Raw genomic sequence first — 24083 nt, 5'->3', positions numbered from 1 at the left:
TCTGCTCCTGCGGGTTCGGCCATCGGCGCAGGAATATCGTACGGTCACACAGGAATACGGGCCATCGGTGCTGCGGTCAGAGTGGACGGAAGCCGGTTCCGATGCCGCCGGACTGATCGATGTCGTCGAGCACCATGCCGATTTGACTGGCCACCGCCGGATCGTGGACCGGCACCCCCGTGCCCTGACACATGATGTTGAAGACGGTCACGCCGAGCGCCTTGACCCCGATGTGTCCGACGTTCATCCCGACCAGCTGGTCGCCGATGGTGACGGGACCGCCCGAGTCTCCCGGTTGCGAGCACACGTGATTCTGGAACCACCAGCGGTGGGTGTCCCACACGACGCCGCAGTTGAATCCGGATGTGCGCCCGTTCTTGCAGACGATGTCGCCTTCGCGCGGCGGGGTGCCGATTCGGGCAATGAGCGTCGAGGTCACTTGCCGGATCGGGTGCACTTTGCCGCGGTCGAACTTGATCACGGCATAGTCGTCGTGGTGATCGACCGCGGCCACGGTGCCGATGATCCCGGCCTGCGGCATGTGCTCGGATTTGACCGACATGCCGAGTTCCGCGCAATGTCCCGCGGTCAGTCCGACCATCCGATCGGCGCGGTCGAAACCGATCGTGGTGAGGGTGCAGGCCGATTGTCCGCCGAGCACGATGCCCGATCCACCGCCGAGAGCCGCCCGCTGGTCTGCCGCTGTCGCCGACCCTGGGAACCCGTGGGTGGCCAGGAGTGCGACCGCCGCGGCCACGAGCACGCGAATCCCGATCCGTCCCGTAGCAAACATGCTGATAACTGTGCACCGCGGCTCGCCGGCGGGCTGGATCATGTGCCATCCCTTCCGTTGCAGGTCGGACACGGTTTGGTGTAGCCGTGCCCGCTGTGCGGTACCGACGACCGCCCGGCCTGCGGATGGGCAACCGTCCAGGGCGGACGTCGATCGCACGTCGACGGAGGCGGTGCTCGGATCGCGCTCGATGATCGACTCCAGGGCGCAGGATCTGTTGTGGCGCTCGGGATTTCCGTTGTGCGTCACAACACGACAGAATGGCGTATCGGGCCACGTGACACCGGCCCTTCATGGTTAGGTTGCTCCGAACGATCCAGACATGCGGATCCTGCATGGGAGGGTGACGATGATGGGTTCCGAGTCGGTACCGGTGGGCATCGACCCCACCAAGCCGAGTATTTCGCGAGTCTACGACGCACTACTCGGCGGGAAAGACTATTACGAGGTCGACCAGCACGTGGTCGACCACCTCGTCGAGACGATGCCGCAGGTCGATGTGCTTGCGAAATTGAATCGCGCGATCCTGGGCCGCGGCGTGCGGTACCTGGCCGGTGAAGCCGGGCTGAAGCAGTACCTCGACCTCGGTGCGGGGCTGCCGACCATGGAGAACACCCACCAGGTCGCCCAGTCGTTCCAGCCGGATGCACGGGTGGTGTATGTCGACAACGATCCAATTGTGTTGGCGCACGGGCGCGCTCTGCTGGAACAGGACAAGAGCACTCGGGTGGTGACCGCCGACCTGCGTGAGCCGGACAAGGTCCTGGCACACCCCGACGTGCAGAAGATGATCGATTTCTCCGAGCCGGTCGCGGTCCTGCTCGTCGGCATGTTGCATCACCTGCACGACGGCGAGGACCCCGAAGGTGTGGTGGACGGCTACCTGGACGCGGTGCCGCCGGGCAGTCATGTGTTCATCACGCACTTCATCAACGAGGGTCCGGAGGCAGGCCCGGTGGAGCAGTCGTTCCTGGAATATCTGGGGACGGGGCGGTTCCGGACGCGCGCGGAGATTCTGCGGCTGTTCCGTGGTCTCGAACTGGTGGAGCCCGGGCTGGCGTATTTGCCCGAATGGCGGCCGGACCACATCGTGCGCGACAAGCTCACCCTTGCCGAGCGACTGATGGTCGGCGGGATAGCGCGCAAATAGTCGTGGTGCACACGAGCTTCTGATCGGCGCGGATAGCGCGCGCGGCTCGAGACCGCGAACGTCGCACTGCATGGTCGACGATATTGGCCACCTTTGCCGGCGCCCTCAGCCGTCGCACCGCGGGTATCGGTCGCCAAACCCGGCCCGCTCCCTGCTCGTCGTCGCTGCCCTGGTCCCGGCCACCCACATCGGTCTACCTATCGGCAGTCTCCACCCTCCTGGTCGTAGCAAATACCTTGTGCGTGTTGCGCTTCGGCCGCGGGGCCGAACACGAAGGCATCGACAACGAGCCCTGCCCGGTGTCCGCCTGAGGACCTCAGGCATCGGGCAGTGGCCGGCCGCAGTCCTCGGAGCATCAGCCGATCACGATCTGGCCGGTCGAGCGACTCCGGTCGATCCAGAGTGACTTTCCGAATTCCATCGAACGGCGAACACACGGAATCTCCACATTTGACACCGCTTCTCTCCACAGGCGGTGGCTAGGGTTTCGGAGCATGGAGCAGAGCGCACTGGTCGCGGGGCCGCCGGCATCGCGTCGGATCCTCGTCGTCGACGACGAGGTGACCATCGCCGAGTCCGTCGCGGCACGGCTGCGGGCGGAGGGGTTCACTGTCGAGACAGCGCACGACGGCCCCGCGGCGGTCGCCGCTGTGGAGGCGGGGGAGCCCGATCTTGTAGTGCTCGATGTGATGCTGCCGGGGTTCGATGGGCTCGAGGTGTGTCGGCGCATTCAGGCCGGGCGCGGCGTGCCGGTGCTGATGCTCACTGCTCGCACCGATGAAACCGATCAGTTGATCGGGCTCGGCGTCGGCGCGGACGACTATCTCACCAAACCGTTCTCCATGCGTGTGCTCGCGGCCCGGGTGCACGCGCTGCTGCGGCGTATGGACCGCGCGGCCGACCGCGATGATACCGCCATCGTCGTCGGCGACCTGCGCATCGACCTTGATCAGCGTCGTGTCTGGCGCGGTGATGTCGAAGCTCAGCTGACCCCACTCGAATTCGAGCTGCTCGCTCGACTTGCCCGCAGGCCCCGTGTGGTGCTGGCCCGCGAACGTCTACTCGAGGAAGTCTGGGACTGGGCCGACGCCGCGGGCACCCGCGCCGTCGACAGCCACATCAAGGCCTTGCGCCGCAAGCTCGGCGCCGACCTCATCCGCACCGTGCACGGTGTCGGCTACGCGCTGGAGGCACGATGAGCGCCGTGGAGAGGGTCGGTGACTTCGTGGCCGAGGTGTTGCCGCGCCCGCTCGATCCGGTCCGGTCGATCAAGCTCAAGTTGGCGATCCTGATGCTGGTTTCGGGTGGGGTGGCCTTCGGGTTCTTTCGCTTCAAGATCGGCTGGCTGCCGCCGCGGACCACGCTCACCGCCGTCGTCATCGCATTGGTGACCTCGCAGTTCCTGGCGCACGGCATCACCAGGCCGTTGCGTGAGATGACTGCCGCAGCCAAACGGATGGCGCACGGCGACTACACACGGCGAGTTCGCGCGAGTTCGCGCGATGAGGTCGGGCAGCTGGCGGCAGCGTTCAATCAAATGGCTGCCGACCTGGCGGCCGCCGACCAGCAGCGCCGCGATCTCATCGCCAATGTCTCCCATGAGCTCCGCACGCCGATCACCGCGCTCAACGCTGTGCTGGAGAATCTTGTGGACGGAGTGTCCGAGCCCGACCCCACGACGCTGCGCACAGCCCTCGCGCAAACCGAGCGGTTGGGCTTGCTCGTGTCCGAGCTCCTCGATCTGTCCAGCATCGAGGCGGGTGCGCTCCCGCTCGATCGCGAACGCCTCGCCGTCGTCCCGCTGCTCGCCCAGGTCGTCGCCGAGGCCGAGGTGATGGCGGCGGCGCTCGGGCGTGGCGTGCGATTCAGCACCGATGTGCAACCGAGCACGGCCAGCGTGTCGGCAGACCGTGCACGCCTGCATCAAGTGCTGTTGAATCTGCTCGACAACGCCGCCCGCCACGGCCCCGCAGGCGGCCGAGTGCGTATCACCGCCTATGCCCATAACGGCCAAATGGTCATCGAGGTCCAAGACGAAGGACCCGGCATCCCGCCGGCCGAACGTGCCCGCGTCTTCGACCGCTTCACCCGCGGCGGCCGCACCGACGGCGGCGGCACCGGCCTGGGCCTCGCCATCTCCCGCTGGGTCGTCGACTTACACGGCGGCACCATTGCGGTGGCCGACCCCGGCTCCCGCATCCGGGTAGTCCTGCCCGACCGCTGACGCCCCCGAACCACCTCTGGCCCAACCCAACTCGCCACACCCCGAGCCACTCGACAGGTCCCGGGGCGCTCCCGCACACCCACAGGAGGGAACATCATGCCCGAACAACCCGTGACGCCAGACGAACCACCGACATCGAATCGACCATCCGGCGACGAGCATCCGCAGCATGGCGAGGCTGTGGCCGAGGGCTCCGCATTACCGAACGACCCGCCCCCCAACTCCCGCTCGGCGGTGCCGGATGAACCGGCCACATCGGCAGCGTCGCTGACCCGCGTGACACGGCCGTACCGATGGAGCAGAACAACGCCGCCGATCTCGGCCGGACAAAGTACTGAGGGGCAAAGCGTTGCCGGGCAAAGCGCTGAGGGGCAAAACGCTGCCGGACAACTTGCTGCCGGAGATGGCATTGCCCGGCTGGGAACTGCCGGACAGGGCGATTGCGGGCAAGGAGCAGCTGGGCAAGACGCTGCCGGAGAAGGTGCTGCGGGAGAAGGTGCTGCCGGAGACGGTACTCCTGGGCAGGGCATTGCCCGGCAGGGTGCTGCGGGAGACGGTGCTGCTGGCGATGGCTTCGCCGGACAAAGTGCTGGTGGCCAAAGCGTCGCCGGGGAAGACGCCGTGGGAGACGGTGCCGATGGGCGGGGTTCTGCTGAGGCAGGTTCCGCCGAACAATGCCTCGCCGGACAAGGATCCGTCGGACAAGGATCCGTCGGACAAGGATCCGTCGGCTCGACGGCATCGGACATCGAACAGTCCTCGGGCTGTGGCGTTTCGACCAGCGTTGCACTTTCCACAGAGGGGGTGATGTCGCGCAAGGGAAAGGCGTCCGATGCCGCAGTGGGCGGGCCGAATAGTGCGACAGTCGCAGCGATTGTCGCTGACTCCGCACCCGCGGGGGTTTCATCTGCATCGACGTCCGTAGAGCCGCACTCTGACGAAACACCGGAGTCGGCAAGTGACGCTACGGCGGGTGAGCCGACGCCGACGGCTCCACACAGTTACGCGGATTCGGACCATGCGGCACCGCCGTGGAGCGCAGGTTGGCGAACGACCTCGTCGGCTCCGACGCAACATACGCGACTTGTTTCTCCTGTCTGGCAGGAGTCACCCTCGGCTGCGCCGGGCAACCGGATGCCGCCTCCTCCGACCGGAGTTCAAGCGCTCCGCGCGCCGGGATTATGGGTACCGCAACCGCCGAGGTGGCGGCGAGTCACCTGTCCATCGGGTGTCCTGCCTGCCGCTGGCATTGCGGGGGTAGGAGCAGCGGTTCTGATCCCGCTGGATCGTCCAGGGGTCGGCTGGGTGCTGGCCGGAGCGGTGGCCTCGGCCGCGGTGTTCTTGGTAGATCGGCGTGCGCGGCGCACCGCGGGAGCTGGTGCCGCGTCCACATCGGACGGCGGGTCTCCGGGTCTGCCCGCGGACGGGAACGCGGCGGTCGGTGTTGCCGAGGTCGCCACGGCGGGGGCCGGGCATTTCCACACATCGCAGTCTGCGGCGAAAGATTCCTCGACGGAACCACCGACCGAGGTGGCATCGTCGGCCGTGCAGGAACCGGTTGCTGCGCAGGCCGGGCCGGCAACGGTCGGAGTCGTGGAGAAGGGATCGGCAGCAGCTGGAACCATGCGAGCCGGGTCGGCCGCAGCTGTAGCAGTGCGGGCCGAGTCGGCAACGATCGGAGCCATGCCGACGGGGTTGGCCGCCGCCGGGGCAGTACAGCCCGGGACAGCAAAGGTCGGAGCTGTGCGGGAGGGGTCGACAACGACTGGGGCTGTGCAGCCGGGGTCCGCCACCGCCGGAGCGGTGCAGCCCGCCGGAACAGAAATTGGATCGGAGCACACTGCGGGACCGGCGGCGGGGGCTGCGTCGGTCGCGGCCGAGGCGACGACGCCACTGTCGGATCTCGTGGACCGCAACGGCGGCGTCCTGGGGAACTGGGGCCGGATCTGGTGGTCGGCCTCGGCATTGGCCTTGCTTGCGGTGGGTGCGTTCCGCGCCGCCGGATGGCTGTTCGTGTTGTGCGTACTCGCCGCGTGTGTGGCCGGATCGCTGGCTGCCGTCGGGCGGCGATCGGCCAATGGCGTTTGGTACGACGTGATCGCGGTGCCGATCGAGGCTTTCGCGGCGTTGCCGTGGGTGTACGCGGCGATCGGCCGGATGCGCGCGAATGGTCAGGACAGGTCGTGGCGGGTCGCGGCGTCGGTGGCGGTGACGGTAGTGCTGTTGGCGGTGTTCGTACCACTCCTCGGTGGGGCGGACGCGACGTTCGCCAACCTGCTTGCGAGCGTGACACCGGAGATCGACGCCGGGGCGATCGTGCAGTGGACTGTCTTGTTCGCTGTCGTCGGGCTGGGCTCACTCAGTGCGATGTATCTGCTGGCCGGACCGCCTGCCACGCCGTTCGACGAGGAAGAAGCCGAGACCGGTCGATCGCTGCGACGACTGGAGTGGGTGTTGCCCGTCGGCGCACTGACCGCGCTGTTCGCGCTGTTCGTCGGTGCACAGTTCGTTGCGCTGTTCGGTGGTGACAACTACGTGCAGCGGACCGCCGGGCTCACCTACGCCGAGTACGCACGCAGCGGTTTCTGGCAGCTGTCGATCGTGACGATGCTGACCCTTGCCGTTATCCTGATCGTCTTGCGTTGGGCGGCAAAGGATTCGGCGGCCGATCGACTGTGGTTGCGAACGCTGCTGTGTGTGGTGAGTGTGCTCACGTTGGTCATTGCCGCGTCCGCGCTCGGCCGGATGTGGACCTATCAGCAGGCGTATGGATTCACGGTGCTACGACTGTTGGTCGAGGTGTGCGAACTGTGGCTCGGCTTGGTCTACCTGCTTGTGATCGCCGCTGTGCTCCGGCTGGACCGCGCCTGGCTGCCTCGTGCCGCGATCGGCACGGCCACCGCAACGTTGGTCGCCCTTGCCGTGCTGAACCCTGAAGGTCTTATCGCCGACAAGAACATCGACCGTTGGCAGCACGGGAGAAACTTCGACGCCGAGTACCTGAGCACCCTCTCGCCGGATATCGTCCCGGCACTGGAGCGTCTGCCGGAATCGCTGCGCGCCGAGGTGTTCGATCAGATTCGCGCGGACCTCGACGGTGACAGCTGGCAGAGCTGGAATTTGTCACGAGCACGCGCACGATGAGTCCGGTCGGTGCGCGCTCTCGACGAGCCGCCGCAAAAGCTGGTGCGGAAGGGCGCGCATCGGCCGGGCCGGCGAGGAGGCGGTCTGGCAGCCCACCTGCCCTCCCGGAGGCAATACACTTGTATTATCCCTGTTTGTGGGTTATAACTGGCCTGAGTGGGCATTGCTATCACTAAGCGGGATCGATCCCCGCGAGGTGCTACAAGTGCTCACCGGTGTTCGCCGATGGCCTCGGCGGGCGCGCGGTCCCGGCGGGCTGGCGGTCCTGACAGTGTGGGGCCGGACCGACGCAGGCAGGCCGCTCATCGTCGCCGTCCGCCGGACCGAGGACTGGCAGTGGGACATCCTGGGTGCCGTCGAGATGGCAGACACGCAGGTCGCGGAGTTCGAGCGTTGGGAGCACGCCGATGACTGACTATCCGACGAACCCGGAGGACGTCCAGGATTTCCTGGCCGGCCTCGAATTCGGTGACGAGCCCGTGGATGCGGCCGAAGCGCCGCCAGTGCTGCGTGCGGACGCGGTCACCGTTACCACGTCGCTGCGCATCCCGTTCGAGCTGCATCAGCGGGTGAAGAGGGCCGCCGAAGATCGCAACGTCACCATGTCGGCACTGATCCGCGACTGGATCGAACTCGAGCTCGCCGCCCTGGAGAACGACCAGCCGATCTCTCGCGCCGACGCACTCCGCGCTCTCGCCGCCCTGCATCCACTTCGCCAATCGGCCTAGCAGACAGACAACGCCGGTCGGCAGCACACTCGGACGCGCCGATCGTGATGGCGGCGTGTCGGGGTCGGAATTGCCGGATGCGCAACTGTGGCTGGACGCACCGATCGCCGTGGGCGAGTGTGCTGGTCGGCACGGCTAGACCTGCTGATCGCTGGATGCCGAGGTCGACGTGGCCGGGCCCACTAGGTCCACGTGGCCGATATCCGGATTGGTCGAAAATAGCTGGGCCGCAAGGGACGTAGTGCCTTACAGCCTGACGAGTACGGCAAGGCGAAGATAGGGCGGGCCGGATTCGGTCGGTTACCCATGGGAGGAAGAGGTCGCGGATTCGAGTCCCGCCGCCCGCGAAAGCGGGTCGTAGCTCAGCTGGATCGAGCGCTTGATCCCGGCAGGAACACCACGACCGCCCACTCATTCGTCATGTACGGACGTCGAGGGGGCCGGAGACGATCGGTTAACCTCCACCCGCCACGACTACATCCGCGACATCGCTCCGTTCATGGGCGAGCACCTACCGATCATCGCGTTCAATCAGGATTTGGACGCGGCCTGGATCGTGTACCTGGAACAGGACAAGGGCAACGGCGCGAAAACCATCACAACAAACACGGGTTCCTCTCGGCCGGTCTGAATGCTGCTGTGGCTGAACGGCCTTCCCCGCTGATCCCGTACAACCCCTGCCTCGGCATCCGACTACCGCGCCACGATGCCCCGGAGCTGGATATCTCGATAACGACGAATGGGAGCTGTTCGAGCAGTTGATGCCGCAGCGGTGGCGCCCGCACCCCTCCACCACCAGGCGGTTGTCGGCGTACCTACGACCCACGTGCCCTTCGGATTTCGGCAGCAATAGCTCGAGCAGTTCCCACTGCTTGTCCGTCAGCACCCTGTACCGATCACCTGTCAGCGTCGCCACGGCGACTATGACGAACGACCGACGCCGCGCCGCGCGGTCGAACAGCCCGAACTATTGGGAGACGCGACCTAGCACGTTGTTGTGCGGGAGATGGGAATGGCGTCGAATGCCGCCAGTTCGCTCCGTCCTGAGGTCCACGCCTTTGTGAACCGTCGTCGGCGTCGTTGCCGGGCGGCGAGGTGCACAGCACCCACACCCCAAGACGGACGAACTTCTGAGTAGATGGTGCTAGGACACCTACTCAGGTATGTGCGCCAAATCGTCAACATGGTCTTGCTGATCAAGCTTGGCCAGTCGCGGTGCCCACCGCTGCGAGCCCTCTTCCGCGTCATTCGTTGCCCCCCGAATTCCGCCCCATCCCAACGGCAGCTGCAGGTGTCGCGCTCGTATCTCGTTCATCATCTCTGCATAGCCTTCACGAGCCTCGCCTAGGTGAAGCCATGCCCGGTGGCGCGTCTCGGCATCCGCCGAATGAAGCACTGTCCACCACGTCTCGGCGTAGATCTTGGCGAAGTGGCTGATGACGTCGCCTAGCGAATGTGTATGCGTGCGCGCCATTTTCGCGCGAGGTACGTTCGAAGCCGCCCAGGTATTGATCTCACACACGACACGATCTATCCCGGCACGCACTTGCTCACATGCGACGGGGCGGTGCTGCGCCGTCTGGCCGATCTGGACGGGTATCAATGCGGCGTGCATATCACTGAGCTCTCGCGCCCATCCAACGAGCGGTGATGTGCTGGTACAGCGGCCTGAGACCGCTTGAAGCAGGTGTGCGGGTTCTAATAGCGGCACCCACCTGGCCGAATTGGGCTGCCCGCTCGGCTTGTCGGTGGTTGCAGTAGGTCCGTCCAGATGCATGTCGCACCTCGAAGTGAAGTCTCGCCGTTAACCGATAGAGGCAATCAGGATCGTGGAGTGCCGACTCGAGGCCTTCGAACGCCTACGCTTCCGAATTTTCTCTCTTCGTGGGTCACCGCCCGGGCGCAACCCGCCGCCGCAACTCGGCGACCACATTCGCTGGAAGGCGCCGTCCACAGAGGTTCGGCTCTTCGGCCCTCCCGATTGTGCATGGCACCTTGCCGTAGTGTAATCTGTTTACACTTTAGGGTCAACCGTGGCTGGGCTGTAGATGTAGCCGGGTGCGGAATATCTGACCCAGTGCCCGGAGGGGTGATCACGCCCCGGTCGGTGCCGGTCTCGACATGGGCGAGATCTCGAACTCGGCCGGCATACGGAGTTCGCGCTGCCGACTGCGTGCGGATCCTCCTTGCTCGGTACGGCGGTCGTCGAACGCGTCGGGTTGCGGGTGTTCGAGGCCCTTCTAGTCGCATGTGGTGACGCCGCCTCAGGTAAGAGTTCATGCCATGGCAACTAGCCCGCGAATCGCTGGCTTGACAGAAGGCGCGAGGGAAGGTCGGTCGGCCTGCCTTCGGTGCGCTGCGCTCGTCCACTGCGCGGTGGCATGGCTGTTCGTCGATGGACTTGTTCCGCTGTGACGCGCGACGTCGTAGCTACAGGGTCAAGAGCCCGGCATGCGACAACTGTTTCCACTTATCCTTGACTCCAAACTGTAAACAGATTACCGTTGCGCTATGTCAGCCGATCGCTTTACGAAAGCGCCACGTAAGACACTTGCCGACGACGCGTATACGCAGATTCGTTCGGCTATCCAGAGCGGCGAATTGCACACTGGCCGTGAGCTCAAACAGGCCGAGTTGGCAGAGTGGTTAGGTGTCAGTCGAGTCACCGTCCGCGAAGCGCTGCGGCAGCTGCAGGCGCAGCGCTTGGTCACGGCGAACCCCTTCCAGAGGTACGTCGTGACGGCGCTGACTGCAGAGCAGGTGATGGAGCTAATCGAGCTCCGTGAAGAGATGGAGCTCTTCGCGCTGCGCCGTCTTCTGCGTAGTCAGGCGCCGATCGATCTCTCCGCCGCGCGCACCGCAGCAGGTGAGCTATTGCTGGACTTGCCTTCCGAGGAGTGGGTAGCCGCGGACAGGAATTTCCATCGCGCTCTCAATGGGAAGGACAGCGCTATCAGCCTTCTGATCGATGATATCCGCGATCGGATCCAGCGCTACCTGTACTCAGCAAGTGCAAGGGAAGTACGTAGAAAGCAGGTGCTCGAAGAGCATCAGGCACTATTGGATGCAGTTGAGCGTCGAAATGAGACAGATGTCGAACAAATCATCCGAAAACATGTCCAGGGCACAAAACGCAGCATTGAAGAAATCTTGAATGAAGCGGATAACTCGCCCGAAGGGATTGCCCGGAGGGCGCTCAAAATATCGGACGACCTATTGCCCGATGAAACAGAGGAGTAGCTTAAGTGATCACCATCGGTCCTCAGCCCTACACGAAAGCTGAAGCGCGTCAGTGGGCCAAGGATACCATGCACGGATGCGCCAACGTTCTCATAGCATCCTACACGGCGGATCTCAGCAGCCTCAATGAGTCGGCTATTCGCCACGACGTCCGTAGGGACATTGAGCTCGGATTCTGGGGCGCGCTGCTGGTATCCGAGACAGCCCTGACGAAGGATGAGTATATCGAGTTCACCAAGTGCGCGTTCGATGAAGCCAACGGGCAGCTCCACCTCATTCACCATGCTTCCTTCAACACATTGGAAGAGAACATCGAAGTCGCGCGTCGCGCGACAGAGGCTGGCGCCTCCCTCGTACTGTTGTCATATCCACCTTCGTTCTACCCGGCGACCAGCGAGGATATCTATCACTACACTAAAACTTTCTGTGACGCTGTCGATGTAGGCGTGATCCTGTTTCCCGTTCCGTTGTGGGGCTTCGACCGTCTGCATTCTGCTGAGATCGATCCTCGAATCATTCGGCGGCTGGTGGACGATGTGCCCAACGTGGTAGCTGTGAAGGCTGAGGGGGGAATGTGTCTCGGGAGCTTCGTCCAGCTGTGGCATATGCTCGGTGACGAAATCGTTGTGACTCACCCGCTCGAAGAAGAAGCCATACCGTTGTCCAATTTGGTACCTATGCAATGGATCGGTACCAGTGGTATGGAGTACTTGGGCAACTCTGTGCCGAAGATGTTCAACCTCGTTCGCGCAGGAGAGTTCGATAAGGCCATGGATTTGTACTGGCAGATACAGCCAGCACGAAAGGCAGGCGCGCGGGCGACCCACATTCCTGGCGCCAACTTCATAAACAGGTATGCGTGGAAATACATGGCCTGGCTCAACGGGTTCAATGGTGGACCGCTGCGCGTACCAACGATGCGCATCGTTCCTAGCCAGATGCGCGGTTTGCGTCAGGGCTTGGAGGAATCAGGCCTGTCGGTGACAGCCGATGCTGACGACGCCTTCTTTGTCGGTAGAAACCCCCGGCGATGATGCGCCGATCGAACTGTACGGACGGAGTCTGAAGTGACGCTGCTGCTCAGCGACAACGACGTCGCAAACCTGGTTGATCCCCTTGAACTGATCAAGTCAATCGAATCGTCCCTTATCGAAGAATCCGCAGGTGGCGCCGTTATTCCTCGCCGCGTGAACATCGACGCCAACGGAACATTGTTCCGTATCGGGCCTGCCTTTCTGCCTGGTTCGGGTTTCATGGGATTCAAAGCCTTTCATGGTCGCCAAGGCGACGTCGTGCGGTACGTGGTGTGCCTATACGACGAGGCGCGCGGCGATCTCCTTGCAATCATGGACGCCAACAATTTGACTGCAGCGCGCACCGGGGCCGTAACTGGACTAGCGACCAACTACCTGGCATCGCGGCGTGCTCGGTCGGTCGGCATCATCGGGGCGGGGGCGGAAGCCCGCACCAACCTGGCGGCCATCGCCGCAGTGCGATCCATCGATGCAGTTCGCGTCTACAGCCCACGCACTGCGTCGCGGCAGAACTTCGCGAGATACGTCGAAGAAACCATCGGTATCGAATGCCGCGCGGTGGACACTCCTCAAAAGGCGGTTTTCGACGCCGAAATAGTTGTGGTCGCAACTAATACCAGGGGTGCGTCGGATCCTATTGCCTACCGCGGGGCCTGGATGCGCCCCGGACAACACATAAACTCCATAGGATCAACAAATCTGGCGTTGCGTGAGATCGATCCCGCTGCCTTCGCACGCCCTGACGTCGTTGTCGTTGACACAGCCGACATGGTGCTCGAGGAATCAGCCGATGTGCTCGCCGCTGTCGCAGAGGGTAGCTATCCCGATGTGGTCGAGTTGAAAGACGTCATCGGTGGAGCTGCGGTCGGTCGCGACGACACCGACGAAACAATGGTTACGCTGTTCAAATCGGTCGGGACGGGCGGGCAGGATGTCGCTGCGGCGGCCGTGGTCTATCGCAAAGCGCTGGAGACCGGACATGGCCAAGATCTAGGCGAGGTCCTCGTAGCCAAAAACTTCTAGTGAGGTTTTCAAAGTTGAGGGGGTAGTAGGAAGGAAAGTGTCCATGACCGCTACGGTCGATCCGCACGCTGAACTCAATTCCCTTTTGGATCGAGTTGAGGAGGGCATGCAGGAAAATCTGGTGCCGATCGAGATCTTCTCCAACGACGCGATTTTCGATGCCGAAATGAGGCGCATCTTCGCTCGATGCTGGGTATTCGTCGCCCACGAGTCGGAGATACCCAGCCCCGGCGACTATGTACTCCGCCGTATAGGGCTGGATCCGGTGATCGTTGCCCGTGACGAGTCGGGGAGCGTCAACGTTTTGTCAAACTATTGCCGCCACCGTGCCACCATGGTTTGTCAAGTCGACCAAGGCAACGCCTCACATTTCCGGTGTCCCTATCATGGATGGATCTATAAGAACAACGGCGATTGGCTTGGGGCGCCGCACCGCAACCGCGCGTACCGTAAGCTCGATCCCAAGCAGTGGGGACTGCTGCGCGCGCCACACGTCGACAGTATCCATGGATTGATCTTTGCGTCACTATCGCCGGATGCTCCGACTCTGCGCGACTTTCTCGGTGAGGCCACGGTATGGATGCTTGACGCCTTGTTCGGACTGCATCCGGATGGCATGAGGGTCATGGCTCCTCCGGACCGGATGAGGGTTCGCACGGACTGGAAATCAGCAGCAGAGAACGCCGGCGGAGATACGTATCACGCCGACACCACCCACATTTCGCTTGACGACATCGGCTTGGCGGCGAAGCTCCCACAGCTGAATGACCACGCCCGGCACTACGATCTGGGCAGCGGCAATACTTTCATCGGGCACGGCTTCGTTGACTGGTTGGGCTCCGATTTCTGGTATTGGGGCTACCCTCGGGAGCTGACTTCGCAATTCGTGACGAGCGGCCTGGACGACGCACAGCGCTCGATGCTCGACTCCCACCCGCCTATTACCGGTACACTTTTTCCAAATTTCTCATACCTGCGCTTCCCTGGATCGCCGGACCCTGAGACAAAACCACTTGCGGTGTACACATCTATTCGACTCTGGCAGCCGATTGCACCCGGTGTCCAGGAGCTGTGGAACTGGCAGCTCAGCTGGAATTGTTCCCCCAAAGAGTACTCTGAGGCTTGCTACGACGCAGGACAGAACGCGTTCGGATCTTCCGGGGTCTTCGAGCAGGACGACACCGTCGTTTGGGAAGGTCTGCCGCAGGCGGCCCGTAGCGTGTTCGCTCAGAAGAACCACATGATGGCCAATTACCAGCTGGCCACCGAGGGAATGAGCGAACAGAGCAAGGATGCGAACTGGCAAGGCCCAGGTATCAGCAGGATCACCGGCTTCGGTGAATGCAACCAAATGTCCTTCTACCGGCGCTGGCTGAAAGAGATGCGTCAGCCCGGTCAGCAATAACCGCGGCGACGGAGTTTCAGATGACACATCCATTCAGTTACGCAACATCGTCAGAGCATACCCCCAGCCATTCGTCGATTGCAGAGTTTCTCGCCCGCGAGGCCGCATTGCTCGACGACAACAGATTGTGGGAATGGTTCGACCTCCTGGACGACGACTTTACCTACACGGTTCCGATTCGAATCGTGCTCGAGCGCGCCGCGAAAACAGACGTTTCGCCCGGTGCGTACCATCAGCGTGACACAAAAGGATCGTTGAGGAAGCGGATCGAGCGGCTCTACAGCGGGCACGCATGGGCAGAGGATCCGCCCTCACGCACGACCCGGCTCGTCGGCTCTGTCTGGATCGAACCCGGCCACGACCCAACTGTAGTATGCGCCAACAGTGCTCTGCTCTTGTACCGCGAACGCGGTCAGGATGCCCACTATGATTTGATCAGCGCGCGTCGTCGTGACCTCATCAAAATCGCTGATGGTCACCTGCGTCTGTTGGAAAGAACCGTCAATCTGGCTCACACCGCGCTGAATACCCCGAATTTGGCGGTGTTTCTATGACCGAACCGCCACCCAGGTCAACCTCGCCGTCACACGGCGGCTCCGAACTCTCGATTTCTAATGAGTTCGCCCATGTAATCGTGCGGAAGGTCCATACCCGCAATGGGGAGCGACTTGAAATCGAGAGCCCCCACTTCGGAACCAGCGTACGTCTCGACGCTCTTCAACTCGAGGGCATTTCGTGGCAACCGACCGAAGTGTTCTCTGGCTTTTTGCAGGGCTCGCGCGGCCCGCTGCGTGGTGAGGTGGATGTCGTCGGCTTGTCGCCGTCGCCCCAGCAGAAAGAAAACGACGAGGTCGAACCACCTTTCCAGGCATCCGATTGAAGAGCATGTTCGGACCAATTTTGTACTCGGGGGACTCAAACGGCAATCGGACACTCGTCCGATTTTAATAAAAGAACCGAATGCAGGAGTAACGTCATGAGAATTTCCCCCATTGCAGGACTGGGGTATCTCGTAGTACAAACCGGAAACATCGAACAATGGCGAGATTACGCGACCACCACACTTGGGATGATGCCGTCGAAACTTGCCTTGCCTGATGATGGCTCGTGTGCGTTCAGGATGGATGACCGAATGGCGCGGATCATCGTGGTGCCAGGCGCTGAGCAGGTTGCTGCGGTGGGGTGGGAAATCGCCAGCAGTCAGGAATGGGACGAACTGTCCGTTCGCCTGGATCACGCTGGCGTAACCGGTGTGGAGATAGCCGGTGAGCAGGCACAGCGGCGTGGCGTTTCCCAGCTGATGCGTGTCGAGGATCCATCGGGGGAGGTTGTGGAGTTCGGCCTTCGCCCACTGTGTGACGCTATCGACCGTTTTGTGTCTCCAAATGGGGTGCGATTCGTCACCGGAGACCAAGGCATGGGGCACACTACTCGCGCCGTCGCCAACTACGCGGAGACCGTCGATTTTTATACGCGTGTGCTCGGCTTCCGGATCCGAGAGACAATCGACGGTGCGATACGCGCGACGTTCCTCGGTGTCAATCCGCGGCAGCATTCCTTGGCACTGCTCGACGGGCATGGCGAAAACCATTTCGATCACCTGATGGTCGAAGTCGACTCAATCGACGACGTGGGGCGTTGTTACGATCGTGTGGAAGCGGGACGAGCTGCGGGAATACGGCTGACCCACACCCTCGGTCGGCACTTCAACGACCGGATGACATCGTTTTACATGAAGTCTCCTAGTGACTTCCAAGTTGAGTTCGGCTTCGGTGGACTGAGAGTTGACGATACGTGGATTGAGAATGCGCAAGGTGGCGTGGGCGGTCCCAGTCTTTGGGGCCATAGGCGTCTCGGAAAATCGTAATCAGTCCGCGGCAGAGGCGTTCAATCGGTAAGAGGAGACGCCCACGCTAATCCTAGTTCACCCCGGACCTGTAACCCAATGAGATTGAACATGAAACTCTTTACCGACGTATTTATCAACGGCGCCTGGCAATCCGGTACCGATCGGGTTCCTGTTCACGACCCCTCCGATGGCCATGTCATCGCTGAAGTCGCGACAAGTGGACCGAACGAATGTAGCGCTGCGATCGATTCGGCGTACCGAGCACAGGAACTTTGGGGGAACACACCCCCTCGTCATCGTGCCGAAATACTGCGCACAGCTTACGAATTGATGATCAACGAGGCCGACTTCTTTGCCGAGCTCATCAGTCGAGAAAACGGAAAGGCTATCGCAGACGCCCGCGCTGAGGTTGCATACGCAGCGGAGTTCTTCAGATGGTTCGCCGAGGAGGCGGTTCGGGTTCGGGGTGACTACCGCCTGGCGCCCGCTGGGGACAAGCGTATTATCGTCACTCATGAACCTATCGGAGTGAGCCTGCTCATTACTCCATGGAATTTCCCGGCGGCCATGGTTACTCGAAAGCTCGGGCCGGCGCTGGCCGCAGGCTGCACAGTCATCGTCAAACCAGCTCTGGAAACGCCTTTGACAGCGCTGGCTATCGCTGATCTTCTTCAGCGGGCTGGTGTTCCCGATGGAGTTCTCAACGTCGTCCTTCCAGACCCAGTTGGACCGCTGGTCGCCGAAATGCTGCGCGATCCCAGGGTGCGAAATCTGTCCTTCACAGGGTCCACCGAGGTCGGGCGAAGTTTGTTGCACAACACTGCCGACCGAGTGGTGCGCGCAACAATGGAATTGGGCGGCAATGCGCCCTTTCTTGTTCTAGATGACGCTCACATCGAAGATGCAGTCGCAGGGGCGATGCTTGCCAAGATGCGCAATGGTGGCTGTGCATGCACTGCGGCCAACCGGTTCTACGTTGCTCGAGAGGTAGCCGAACACTTCACCGAACGCTTCGCTGCCGAAATGAACAATCTGACAGTTGGACCCGGAAGCAGCTGGGAAACCCAACTCGGTCCGCTAATCAATGGCTCCGAGCAGGCAAAGATCGCCGGTCTAGTTGCCCGAGCGGTCAAAGAAGGCGCCCGCTTAGTGACAGGCGGGGTGATTGAAGACGGTTCTGGCTGGTTTTATCCAGCCACCGTTCTCGCTGATGTGAACCCCGAAGCCAGTATCTTGAGCTCCGAAATTTTCGGTCCTGTCGCACCGATCGTCGTCATAGAAAGTGACGCGCAGGCGACCGAACTGGCCAACGCAACCGAATCTGGTCTCGTCGCCTACGTATATTCTGGCGACGTCCGACGCGCGATGGCGGTCGCGGCAAATCTGGAGGTAGGTATGGTCGCAATCAACCGGGGCATCGTATCCGATCCCGCTGCACCGTTCGGCGGTGTAAAACAGAGCGGGCTGGGGCGGGAAGGCGGGTTCGATGGAATTTACGAATTCTTGGAGACCAAATATATAGCCGTGGATCTTTAAGGAAAGACGGGAAGTAGATCAATGAAGATCACTGTCGATATCGCGGCGTGCCGGGTCTATGCTAACTGCATCCTCGAAGCGCCGGAGGTCTTCGATGTAGATGATGCCGGCGGCAAGGTACTCGTGCGCATCCAGGAACCGGGCGCTGAGCTCGAAGATGATGTCCGACGAGCGGTGGCTGCGTGCCCCGTCAGAGCGATCACAATCGTCGAATGACCGCCGGTGCGGGGGTGCTTATTGTCGGTGGGGGGCTGACCGCGGCAACGGTAGCCCGTGAATTGCGAGCGTCGGGCTACGGTAGGGCTATACATATGCTCAGTGATGAGCCTTATCTACCATATGATCGCCCACCGTTGTCCAAGCAAGTCCTGACGGGAACGTTAGTGCCGGATGACATAGCGCTGTTCAAGGTTGGCGAACTGGCCGAACTCGAAATCGAGCTCACCCTGGCATCGCCTGCGGTTGCGTTGGACACCAATCGGCAGTGCGTGCATACCCAAGCCGGCTCGACGTATAACTACGATATCGTCGTCATTGCCACTGGCGCCCACCCACGAATCTCGTCCACCGTGCGGTCGTTACCTGGTGTATATTATTTGCGCTCGCTGCAGGAATGTCTGAACCTACAGGCGGCGTTACATCAGGGTTCGTCGGTGGTGATCGTCGGTGCAGGGTTCATCGGACTGGAAGTGGCCGCCGTTGCACGATCCTGGGATTGCGATGTCACGGTGGTTGAGCGGGACATGGCACCATTATCGCGAGTGCTAGGGGGCGGCGGCGGCGTCGTCGCTGCACTGCATGAAGAAAATGGTGTCGATCTGCGACTCAGCGCATCGGTTGGCGACGTAGTCGGTGAACATCATGTCGAGGGAATTGTCATCGATGGCAGTGTACTGCCTGCCGATATTGTCGTGATCGGAATTGGCGCAGAACCCAACACGAAATGGCTGCACGGCTCAGGCGTGCACATAGATGACGGCGTTGTCTGCGATGCCGCGGGACGCACCAACATTGAAAATGTGTTCGCTGCCGGGGACGTAAGCCGATGGCGCAATGCGACAACTGGTTCACACACCCGCGTCGAGCAGTGGCAGACGGCCGTTGAGCAGGCAGCGGTTACCGCCCGCGTGATCGCTTCGCCTGATATTTCACACGAGTGGGATGCGGTGCCATACTTTTGGTCTGATCAATACGGGCATAAATTGCAGATGTGTGGTAGCAGTGGCCCGGATTACCATGTTTTTCGAACATCCCGCGGAGAGGTGGTGTGCTTCGGGAGGAACGAAATCCTCACCGGCGTCTTCACTGTTGGCAACCCCCGTGCCGTGGCACAAGCCCGCCGCCTTATCAGGAGCGGCGCCTCCTTGTCTTCTGCGCGCGAATGGGCAGAGAAATTATGACACACGAAATCAATGGCGAGGCATTAGTCTCTTGTCGTTCCACCAGGAACGTCGTGATGCCCTATAGGGCGAAACTTCCGACCGTCGCAGCGGCCGCGAAGAAATTTGTTGGAGGACGCCAGCGTCTATTCGACCGCCTCAAAGGCTTCCGCGCCGTCGCACCATGCGCTCCTTTGAAAATGTATGCCAACGCAAGGTGCGCCTCACGAAAGGGGGCCTGCACGCAGTTTTGTAGTAGTTCCGGAGTGGGTGATCAAATGTGCATCATCTTACCAAGACAACCTCGGTCCGCCTGGAGTATCAAGGCGAGTCTGCTCGTCTGGAGGTAGTATATGACGCTACGTAGAGCGCATATTGTTGTGTTGCCTTAGTGTAGCCACTCGGATTTGGTGCGTGCTATGCCGCGGCTGGAGTAATCTAGCTAAGATGCGGCGGAATTGAATACTGCGCAACCTGCGGTGTCTTAATATTCTCGAATATCGAGGGCGTTCACATTTCTGTCGAACGCGCAAGCCGTCCTCGCCGTCCTTGCGGGATTCGCTACCCCAAGATACTGGCGGCCGAAATATGCCTTAACTCACTTGTTGATCATAACATCGGAAGATGTTATGTCGGTGAATATTGGCATATGAATAAGTAAATCTACTTTCACAATGGAGTAAATCATGGAGAAATTGAAAACGCGCGCAGATGTCATTCTAAATGCTGCCGTTTCGGGTCAGCTCGGAATTCCTGGTGTGGCCGCCGTGGCTACCGATCGGCATGGGAACATCTATGAGGGCGCGGCGGGCGCTCGAATGCTCCACGCCGATTCACCGTTCAGCGCCGATACAGTGTGCGCTATCTTCTCTAGCACCAAACCCATCACGGGAGCAGCTTGCCTTCAGTTGGTTGAGGAGGGGCGGCTTGATCTGGATGCCCCGGCGGAGCGCTACGCGCCTTCGATCGGGGAATTGAAAGTATTTGACGGCTTTAGTTCTGACGGAAGTCCGAAGCTGCGTGCACCTAGGCGCGCTATCACTACCCGAATGCTTCTGCTTCATACTGCTGGTCTGGGTTATTCCTTCTTCAACAAGTATTACAAGATCCTCGAGGAACAGCATGGCCAGCCTAGCTCGATCACTGCGACCCGTGCCTCGATCAAAACTCCGCTGCTGTTCGAACCGGGTGAGCAGTGGGAGTATGGCGGAAATATAAATTGGGTAGGCCAGATTGTAGAAGCCATTACCGACCAACCGTTGGGGGAGGTTCTTTCCGAGCGAATCCTGGGGCCGCTGGGCATGGACGACACTTCTTTCGCTCTCAACGACAGCATGCGACACCGGCTCGCTTCCCTCCATCAGCGCGATCAGGCTGGCGCGCTGGTGCCCATCGATTTGGTACTGCCGCAAGAGCCCGAGGTGCAGATGGGTGGTCATGGGCTATACTCCACTGCACTGGATTTCGCCAAGTTCATCCGCATGTGGCTGAACGACGGCGCCGCGCCCAACGGTACCGCAATCCTGCGGCCCGAAACCGTGGAGATGGCTTCGCGGAACGGCCTTGGCGAGTTGAAGGTCAAGGCGTTGTCAGGTGTGATGCGAAATCGCGCGAACGATTTGGAATTCTTCCCTGGCCTGCCGAAATCATGGGCGTTGACCTTCATGGTGAACGACGTGGATGCGCCAACGGGCCGCAAAGCCGGGTCCTTGGGCTGGTGTGGCTTGGCCAATTTGTACTACTGGATCGACCGAGCTACTGGAGTCGGTGGATTCTGGGCCACCCAGGTTTTCCCACTGTTCGATCCGCCAGCTATCAACGGTTATCTCGAATTCGAAGCGGCGGTGTACAGGAGTCTCGCGGACGGAACTGGCCTGCGGCGTCCACTTGGATGACCGAGCCCTGACACTTCTCCGGCAACTCGAGGACCGTCTCGGGCACGCCATCCTCGAACCCGACGTCGATGTGATTCAGCAGGACATCAACGCCGTTCTCGTCGTCGGCGCTCGGATATGCTTCACCGGAACAGTCCTCGACGATGAGGGGAACGATCGGTCGCGAGGCGACATGGAAGAACTCGCCGAAACTCGCGGACTCGTGCCGGTGAAACTGTCACCAAGACCAAGTGTGACGCCCTGGTCGCTGCCGAGGCCGGTTCGCAGTCAGGCAAAGTGAAGACGGCGATCCGGTGCGGTAAGCCGATCTTCACGGGAAACCAGTTCCCCACCTGGGATGACCGGAACGGGCACTTGATCGGCAGCAGTGCCGGCGGGGCGATGACGGCCAAGCATCTGTGGTGCAGCTGTGGATTCTGTGGAAGGCCGACTCGGGCAAGCTTTCATGGCGTTCGGTTGGGGGCCGCCAAAGGGGCTGTCGCAGAGGCAAGCCCATCTAGTTGGCGGTGCAGGCCGCGCCTATTGGTCATGCTGAATGCCATCCCAATCTGACAAAAGCCCGACAGTGCCGTGCGGCACTGCGGGCCCAAGTGCGGCTGCGCATCCTGCTGCGTATGGCGCGCAGGCACTCGAAGGCGCGGGGCACCGGGAAGATCGGTAGCTGGCCGGCAGCGCGCAAGGCTTTGTCGGAGAGTAGCTCCGCGGGCGAGTTGGTTCGGGCCAAACGCGGCAAGCGCGACCGGATCGGTCGCGAGAGCTCGGTGCTGGACTGCGACGGATCGCAATAGTTGGCAGGTGAGAGACGATATCCAGCATGCCGAGACCTTGCCAACACGGGTCGATACAAGGCGGACCGGGCAACACCAGCGAGACATTGAAATGCCCCTCGAGGTTCACCCCAAAATGGTGGACAGGGGTTCAAGCAGCTTTCGCTGCGACTGTCAGGGATTGCTCCTTGCGTAGGGGGCTGGCATCCCAACGGTGGAGTGGCCGCCGGTTAGTGTTGTACCGGTTGATCCAATTGTCAACCGCAGCAACGAATTCGGCTCTGGTGGTGTGGATGTGGCGGTAGTAGTGCTCATGTTTGTAGGTCGACCAGAACGATTCGGCGGGACTGCTGTCCCAACATCATCCGGTGTCGCCCATCGACCGCTGTAGTTGGTGGCGGTGGCAGGCCTTCACCGTCAACGCCGCGGTGAACTCGCCCCCACGATCGGAATGCAGCACGGTGTCGACCACACTACGGCCGCGAGTCGCACCGCTCCGGTCGATGGCCTCACACACCATGTCGGCGCCGATATGGTCGGCCACGACATGGGCGAGCGCGCGCCGGGAATGCCCGTCACCGATCGCGCACAGGAACATGTCGCCCTGCCCGCAGATCAGGGTAGGTGACATCATCGGTCAACCAGACCGCGTCCAGGCGCCCCTGGTCGAAGTTGCGGCGCACCAGATCCGGAGGGAACGACGCGGCAGGATCTGTGATGGTGGTGCGGACCTTGAACATGCGTGGGCAGATGCCCTCGATCCCGATCTGCGCCATGATCGCCGCGACGGTCTTGGCGCTGACCACTTCACCGCGATCACACAAAAGCGTTTACCAAGAACGCATTGTCTTTCTCCAGCTCACCGACCTGCCTGCAGCCGCTTTCGTCAAAGTATCCATTAAGGTCGAGAGCTTGATTCGACTTCGTTCACAAGTCCCGATCCGTGCAGGCCGACGACACACGCCGGTGGGCCTCGAAGTAGTCGACGGGCGAGTCCTTGGGGCGACACATCAGACGAAGCTGGACGGGGCGTTACGTGGGGCTAGCGAAGGCCGGCCGGACTCGACGAGTTCTTCGCCACCGACCGAGGGCCGACCAAACGCTTCTTCATCAAGAACATCGAAACCGGGGCAGTCTCCTGTCTCGGTGTTGACGGTGGTGTCAGTCATCGCCCAAGGAGCGGCTTCCATTTCGGTTTGCGTGCGTGGTTTCCCCGTATGACGTCGCTCGTGGCGTGCACGGATAATTCCCGCTTACTCCGGCCCCTCCATCACCTCGATGATGTGCCGTTGGAGCTGGATCGCCTTGTCGCTGTTGTGCACGAGCAGCTGAACAAGGCGATGTAGCTCGTCGAATTCTTCAGCAGAGATGTCGGCGAACTGGGTGTCGTTTACGCGGGATTGCATCGGGGCGAGACGGGCCAGCGCGTCCCATCCGGCGTCGGTGATCGTGATGGCTGCGACTCGGGAGTCGTCTGTGCTGCGTTCCTTCGTGAGAAGCCCCAGCTTGCTGAGCGCGTTCGTCTCGACTGATACATGTGTAGGTGTCACCTGTAGGTGTTCGGCGATGTCGCGAATGAGAATCTGTCCCTGCCGTCGCCTGAGATGTGCGGCAGCCACCAGCACGGTGTAGTTCGGCGGTGTCAGTCCGATCACGCGGGCGTGACCCGCTCTGACCTGCTGATGCCGAGCGGATAGAGCCATAAGCCCATGCACCAACTCACGGAACTTGAGGTCACTGCCGTCGCGCAGGAGTTCTTCACGGGTGATCGTCAGTGGCGCATGCTCGGACGCTGACGAGGGTGCCGCCCGCACATCCGGGTCGGATAGATCGACCTCTTCCGGGTCCTGCAACGTAGTGCTCTCGTGAGTCCTCACGTGCGTGTCCTCCTTTGCTGCCTGACTGCCGTAGCCCAC

Annotated in this window: 23 protein-coding genes and 1 pseudogene; 19 read left to right on the top strand and 5 right to left on the bottom strand. The window is 61.6% G+C overall.

Annotated elements, in window-relative coordinates:
• Positions 1–76 precede the first annotated feature (76 nt).
• The gene (locus tag ACLMAL_RS28640) at positions 77–793 is read right to left on the bottom strand and encodes a hypothetical protein (RefSeq protein ID WP_412001933.1); all 717 of its coding nucleotides are present in this window, start codon (positions 791–793) and stop codon (positions 77–79) included.
• Between the two features lie 322 nt (positions 794–1115).
• On the opposite strand from ACLMAL_RS28640, the gene ACLMAL_RS28635 reads away from it, so the two are divergent.
• From ACLMAL_RS28635 to ACLMAL_RS28545, 19 genes are all read left to right on the top strand, one after another.
• Entirely contained in the window at positions 1116–1943 is an 828-nt protein-coding gene (locus ACLMAL_RS28635) for an SAM-dependent methyltransferase (RefSeq protein WP_412001932.1), read from the top strand.
• Between the two features lie 494 nt (positions 1944–2437).
• A complete protein-coding gene (locus tag ACLMAL_RS28630) occupies positions 2438–3142 on the top strand; it encodes a response regulator (protein WP_412001931.1) in 705 nt (234 codons plus the stop codon).
• Positions 3139–4167, top strand: coding sequence for an ATP-binding protein (locus ACLMAL_RS28625; protein WP_412001930.1), 1029 nt, complete (start codon positions 3139–3141; stop codon positions 4165–4167). The genes ACLMAL_RS28630 and ACLMAL_RS28625 overlap by 4 nt, the downstream gene beginning before the upstream one ends.
• A 349-nt stretch (positions 4168–4516) precedes the next feature.
• Complete coding sequence (locus tag ACLMAL_RS28620; protein WP_412001929.1) at positions 4517–4975, top strand: hypothetical protein; 459 nt, start codon at positions 4517–4519, stop codon at positions 4973–4975.
• Positions 4976–5472: 497 nt separating this feature from the next.
• Positions 5473–7311, top strand: a complete 1839-nt coding sequence (locus tag ACLMAL_RS28615) for a DUF4153 domain-containing protein (RefSeq protein ID WP_412001928.1) — start codon at positions 5473–5475, stop codon at positions 7309–7311.
• 205 nt (positions 7312–7516) lie between these two features.
• Positions 7517–7726, top strand: a complete 210-nt coding sequence (locus ACLMAL_RS28610) for a hypothetical protein (RefSeq protein ID WP_328400740.1) — start codon at positions 7517–7519, stop codon at positions 7724–7726.
• Entirely contained in the window at positions 7719–8039 is a 321-nt protein-coding gene (locus tag ACLMAL_RS28605) for a CopG family transcriptional regulator (protein WP_412001927.1), read from the top strand. Before ACLMAL_RS28610 ends, ACLMAL_RS28605 begins: the two co-directional genes overlap by 8 nt.
• 499 nt (positions 8040–8538) lie before the next feature.
• The gene (locus tag ACLMAL_RS28600; protein ID WP_412001926.1) at positions 8539–8670 is read left to right on the top strand and encodes a hypothetical protein; all 132 of its coding nucleotides are present in this window, start codon (positions 8539–8541) and stop codon (positions 8668–8670) included.
• Positions 8671–10550: 1880 nt separating this feature from the next.
• Positions 10551–11279, top strand: a complete 729-nt coding sequence (locus ACLMAL_RS28595; protein WP_412001925.1) for a GntR family transcriptional regulator — start codon at positions 10551–10553, stop codon at positions 11277–11279.
• 5 nt (positions 11280–11284) lie between these two features.
• Complete coding sequence (locus ACLMAL_RS28590) at positions 11285–12313, top strand: dihydrodipicolinate synthase family protein (RefSeq protein WP_412001924.1); 1029 nt, start codon at positions 11285–11287, stop codon at positions 12311–12313.
• Positions 12314–12346: 33 nt separating this feature from the next.
• Complete coding sequence (locus ACLMAL_RS28585) at positions 12347–13336, top strand: ornithine cyclodeaminase family protein (protein ID WP_412001923.1); 990 nt, start codon at positions 12347–12349, stop codon at positions 13334–13336.
• A 43-nt stretch (positions 13337–13379) separates the two neighbouring features.
• Positions 13380–14741, top strand: a complete 1362-nt coding sequence (locus ACLMAL_RS28580) for an aromatic ring-hydroxylating oxygenase subunit alpha (RefSeq protein ID WP_412001922.1) — start codon at positions 13380–13382, stop codon at positions 14739–14741.
• Between the two features lie 20 nt (positions 14742–14761).
• Positions 14762–15295, top strand: coding sequence for a 3-phenylpropionate/cinnamic acid dioxygenase subunit beta (locus ACLMAL_RS28575; protein WP_412001921.1), 534 nt, complete (start codon positions 14762–14764; stop codon positions 15293–15295).
• Positions 15292–15621 carry a hypothetical protein gene (locus ACLMAL_RS28570; protein ID WP_412001920.1) on the top strand — a complete coding sequence of 110 codons (330 nt, stop codon included), beginning with the start codon at positions 15292–15294 and terminating at the stop codon, positions 15619–15621. The genes ACLMAL_RS28575 and ACLMAL_RS28570 overlap by 4 nt, the downstream gene beginning before the upstream one ends.
• Before the next feature lie 96 nt (positions 15622–15717).
• The gene (locus tag ACLMAL_RS28565; RefSeq protein WP_412001919.1) at positions 15718–16608 is read left to right on the top strand and encodes a VOC family protein; all 891 of its coding nucleotides are present in this window, start codon (positions 15718–15720) and stop codon (positions 16606–16608) included.
• 90 nt (positions 16609–16698) lie between these two features.
• Positions 16699–18126 carry an NAD-dependent succinate-semialdehyde dehydrogenase gene (locus ACLMAL_RS28560; RefSeq protein WP_412001918.1) on the top strand — a complete coding sequence of 476 codons (1428 nt, stop codon included), beginning with the start codon at positions 16699–16701 and terminating at the stop codon, positions 18124–18126.
• Positions 18127–18147: 21 nt separating this feature from the next.
• Positions 18148–18342, top strand: coding sequence for a ferredoxin (locus ACLMAL_RS28555; protein WP_412001917.1), 195 nt, complete (start codon positions 18148–18150; stop codon positions 18340–18342).
• Positions 18339–19526 (top strand): NAD(P)/FAD-dependent oxidoreductase, encoded by a 1188-nt coding sequence (locus ACLMAL_RS28550; RefSeq protein ID WP_412001916.1) that lies wholly within the window; start codon positions 18339–18341, stop codon positions 19524–19526. Before ACLMAL_RS28555 ends, ACLMAL_RS28550 begins: the two co-directional genes overlap by 4 nt.
• A gap of 665 nt (positions 19527–20191) precedes the next feature.
• Entirely contained in the window at positions 20192–21400 is a 1209-nt protein-coding gene (locus ACLMAL_RS28545) for a serine hydrolase domain-containing protein (RefSeq protein WP_412001915.1), read from the top strand.
• 918 nt (positions 21401–22318) lie between these two features.
• Here the strand turns inward: ACLMAL_RS28545 and ACLMAL_RS28540 are convergent.
• From ACLMAL_RS28540 to ACLMAL_RS28525, 4 genes and pseudogenes are all read right to left on the bottom strand, one after another.
• Positions 22319–22501 (bottom strand): annotated as a pseudogene (locus ACLMAL_RS28540) (IS3 family transposase); the annotation flags it as partial.
• Between the two features lie 27 nt (positions 22502–22528).
• Positions 22529–22801: a DDE-type integrase/transposase/recombinase gene (locus tag ACLMAL_RS28535; RefSeq protein WP_412001914.1), complete on the bottom strand. Its 273-nt coding sequence runs from the start codon at positions 22799–22801 to the stop codon at positions 22529–22531.
• Positions 22743–22973, bottom strand: a complete 231-nt coding sequence (locus tag ACLMAL_RS28530; protein ID WP_412001913.1) for a hypothetical protein — start codon at positions 22971–22973, stop codon at positions 22743–22745. Before ACLMAL_RS28530 ends, ACLMAL_RS28535 begins: the two co-directional genes overlap by 59 nt.
• Before the next feature lie 447 nt (positions 22974–23420).
• Positions 23421–24044, bottom strand: a complete 624-nt coding sequence (locus tag ACLMAL_RS28525) for a MarR family winged helix-turn-helix transcriptional regulator (protein WP_412001912.1) — start codon at positions 24042–24044, stop codon at positions 23421–23423.
• Positions 24045–24083 lie beyond the last annotated feature (39 nt).

This window comes from Nocardia sp. CWNU-33 (assembly GCF_046764895.1).
GTDB lineage: Bacteria > Actinomycetota > Actinomycetes > Mycobacteriales > Mycobacteriaceae > Nocardia.
The sequence above is the reverse complement of the archived record's forward strand: the minus strand, read 5'-3'. Positions and strand labels throughout refer to the sequence as shown.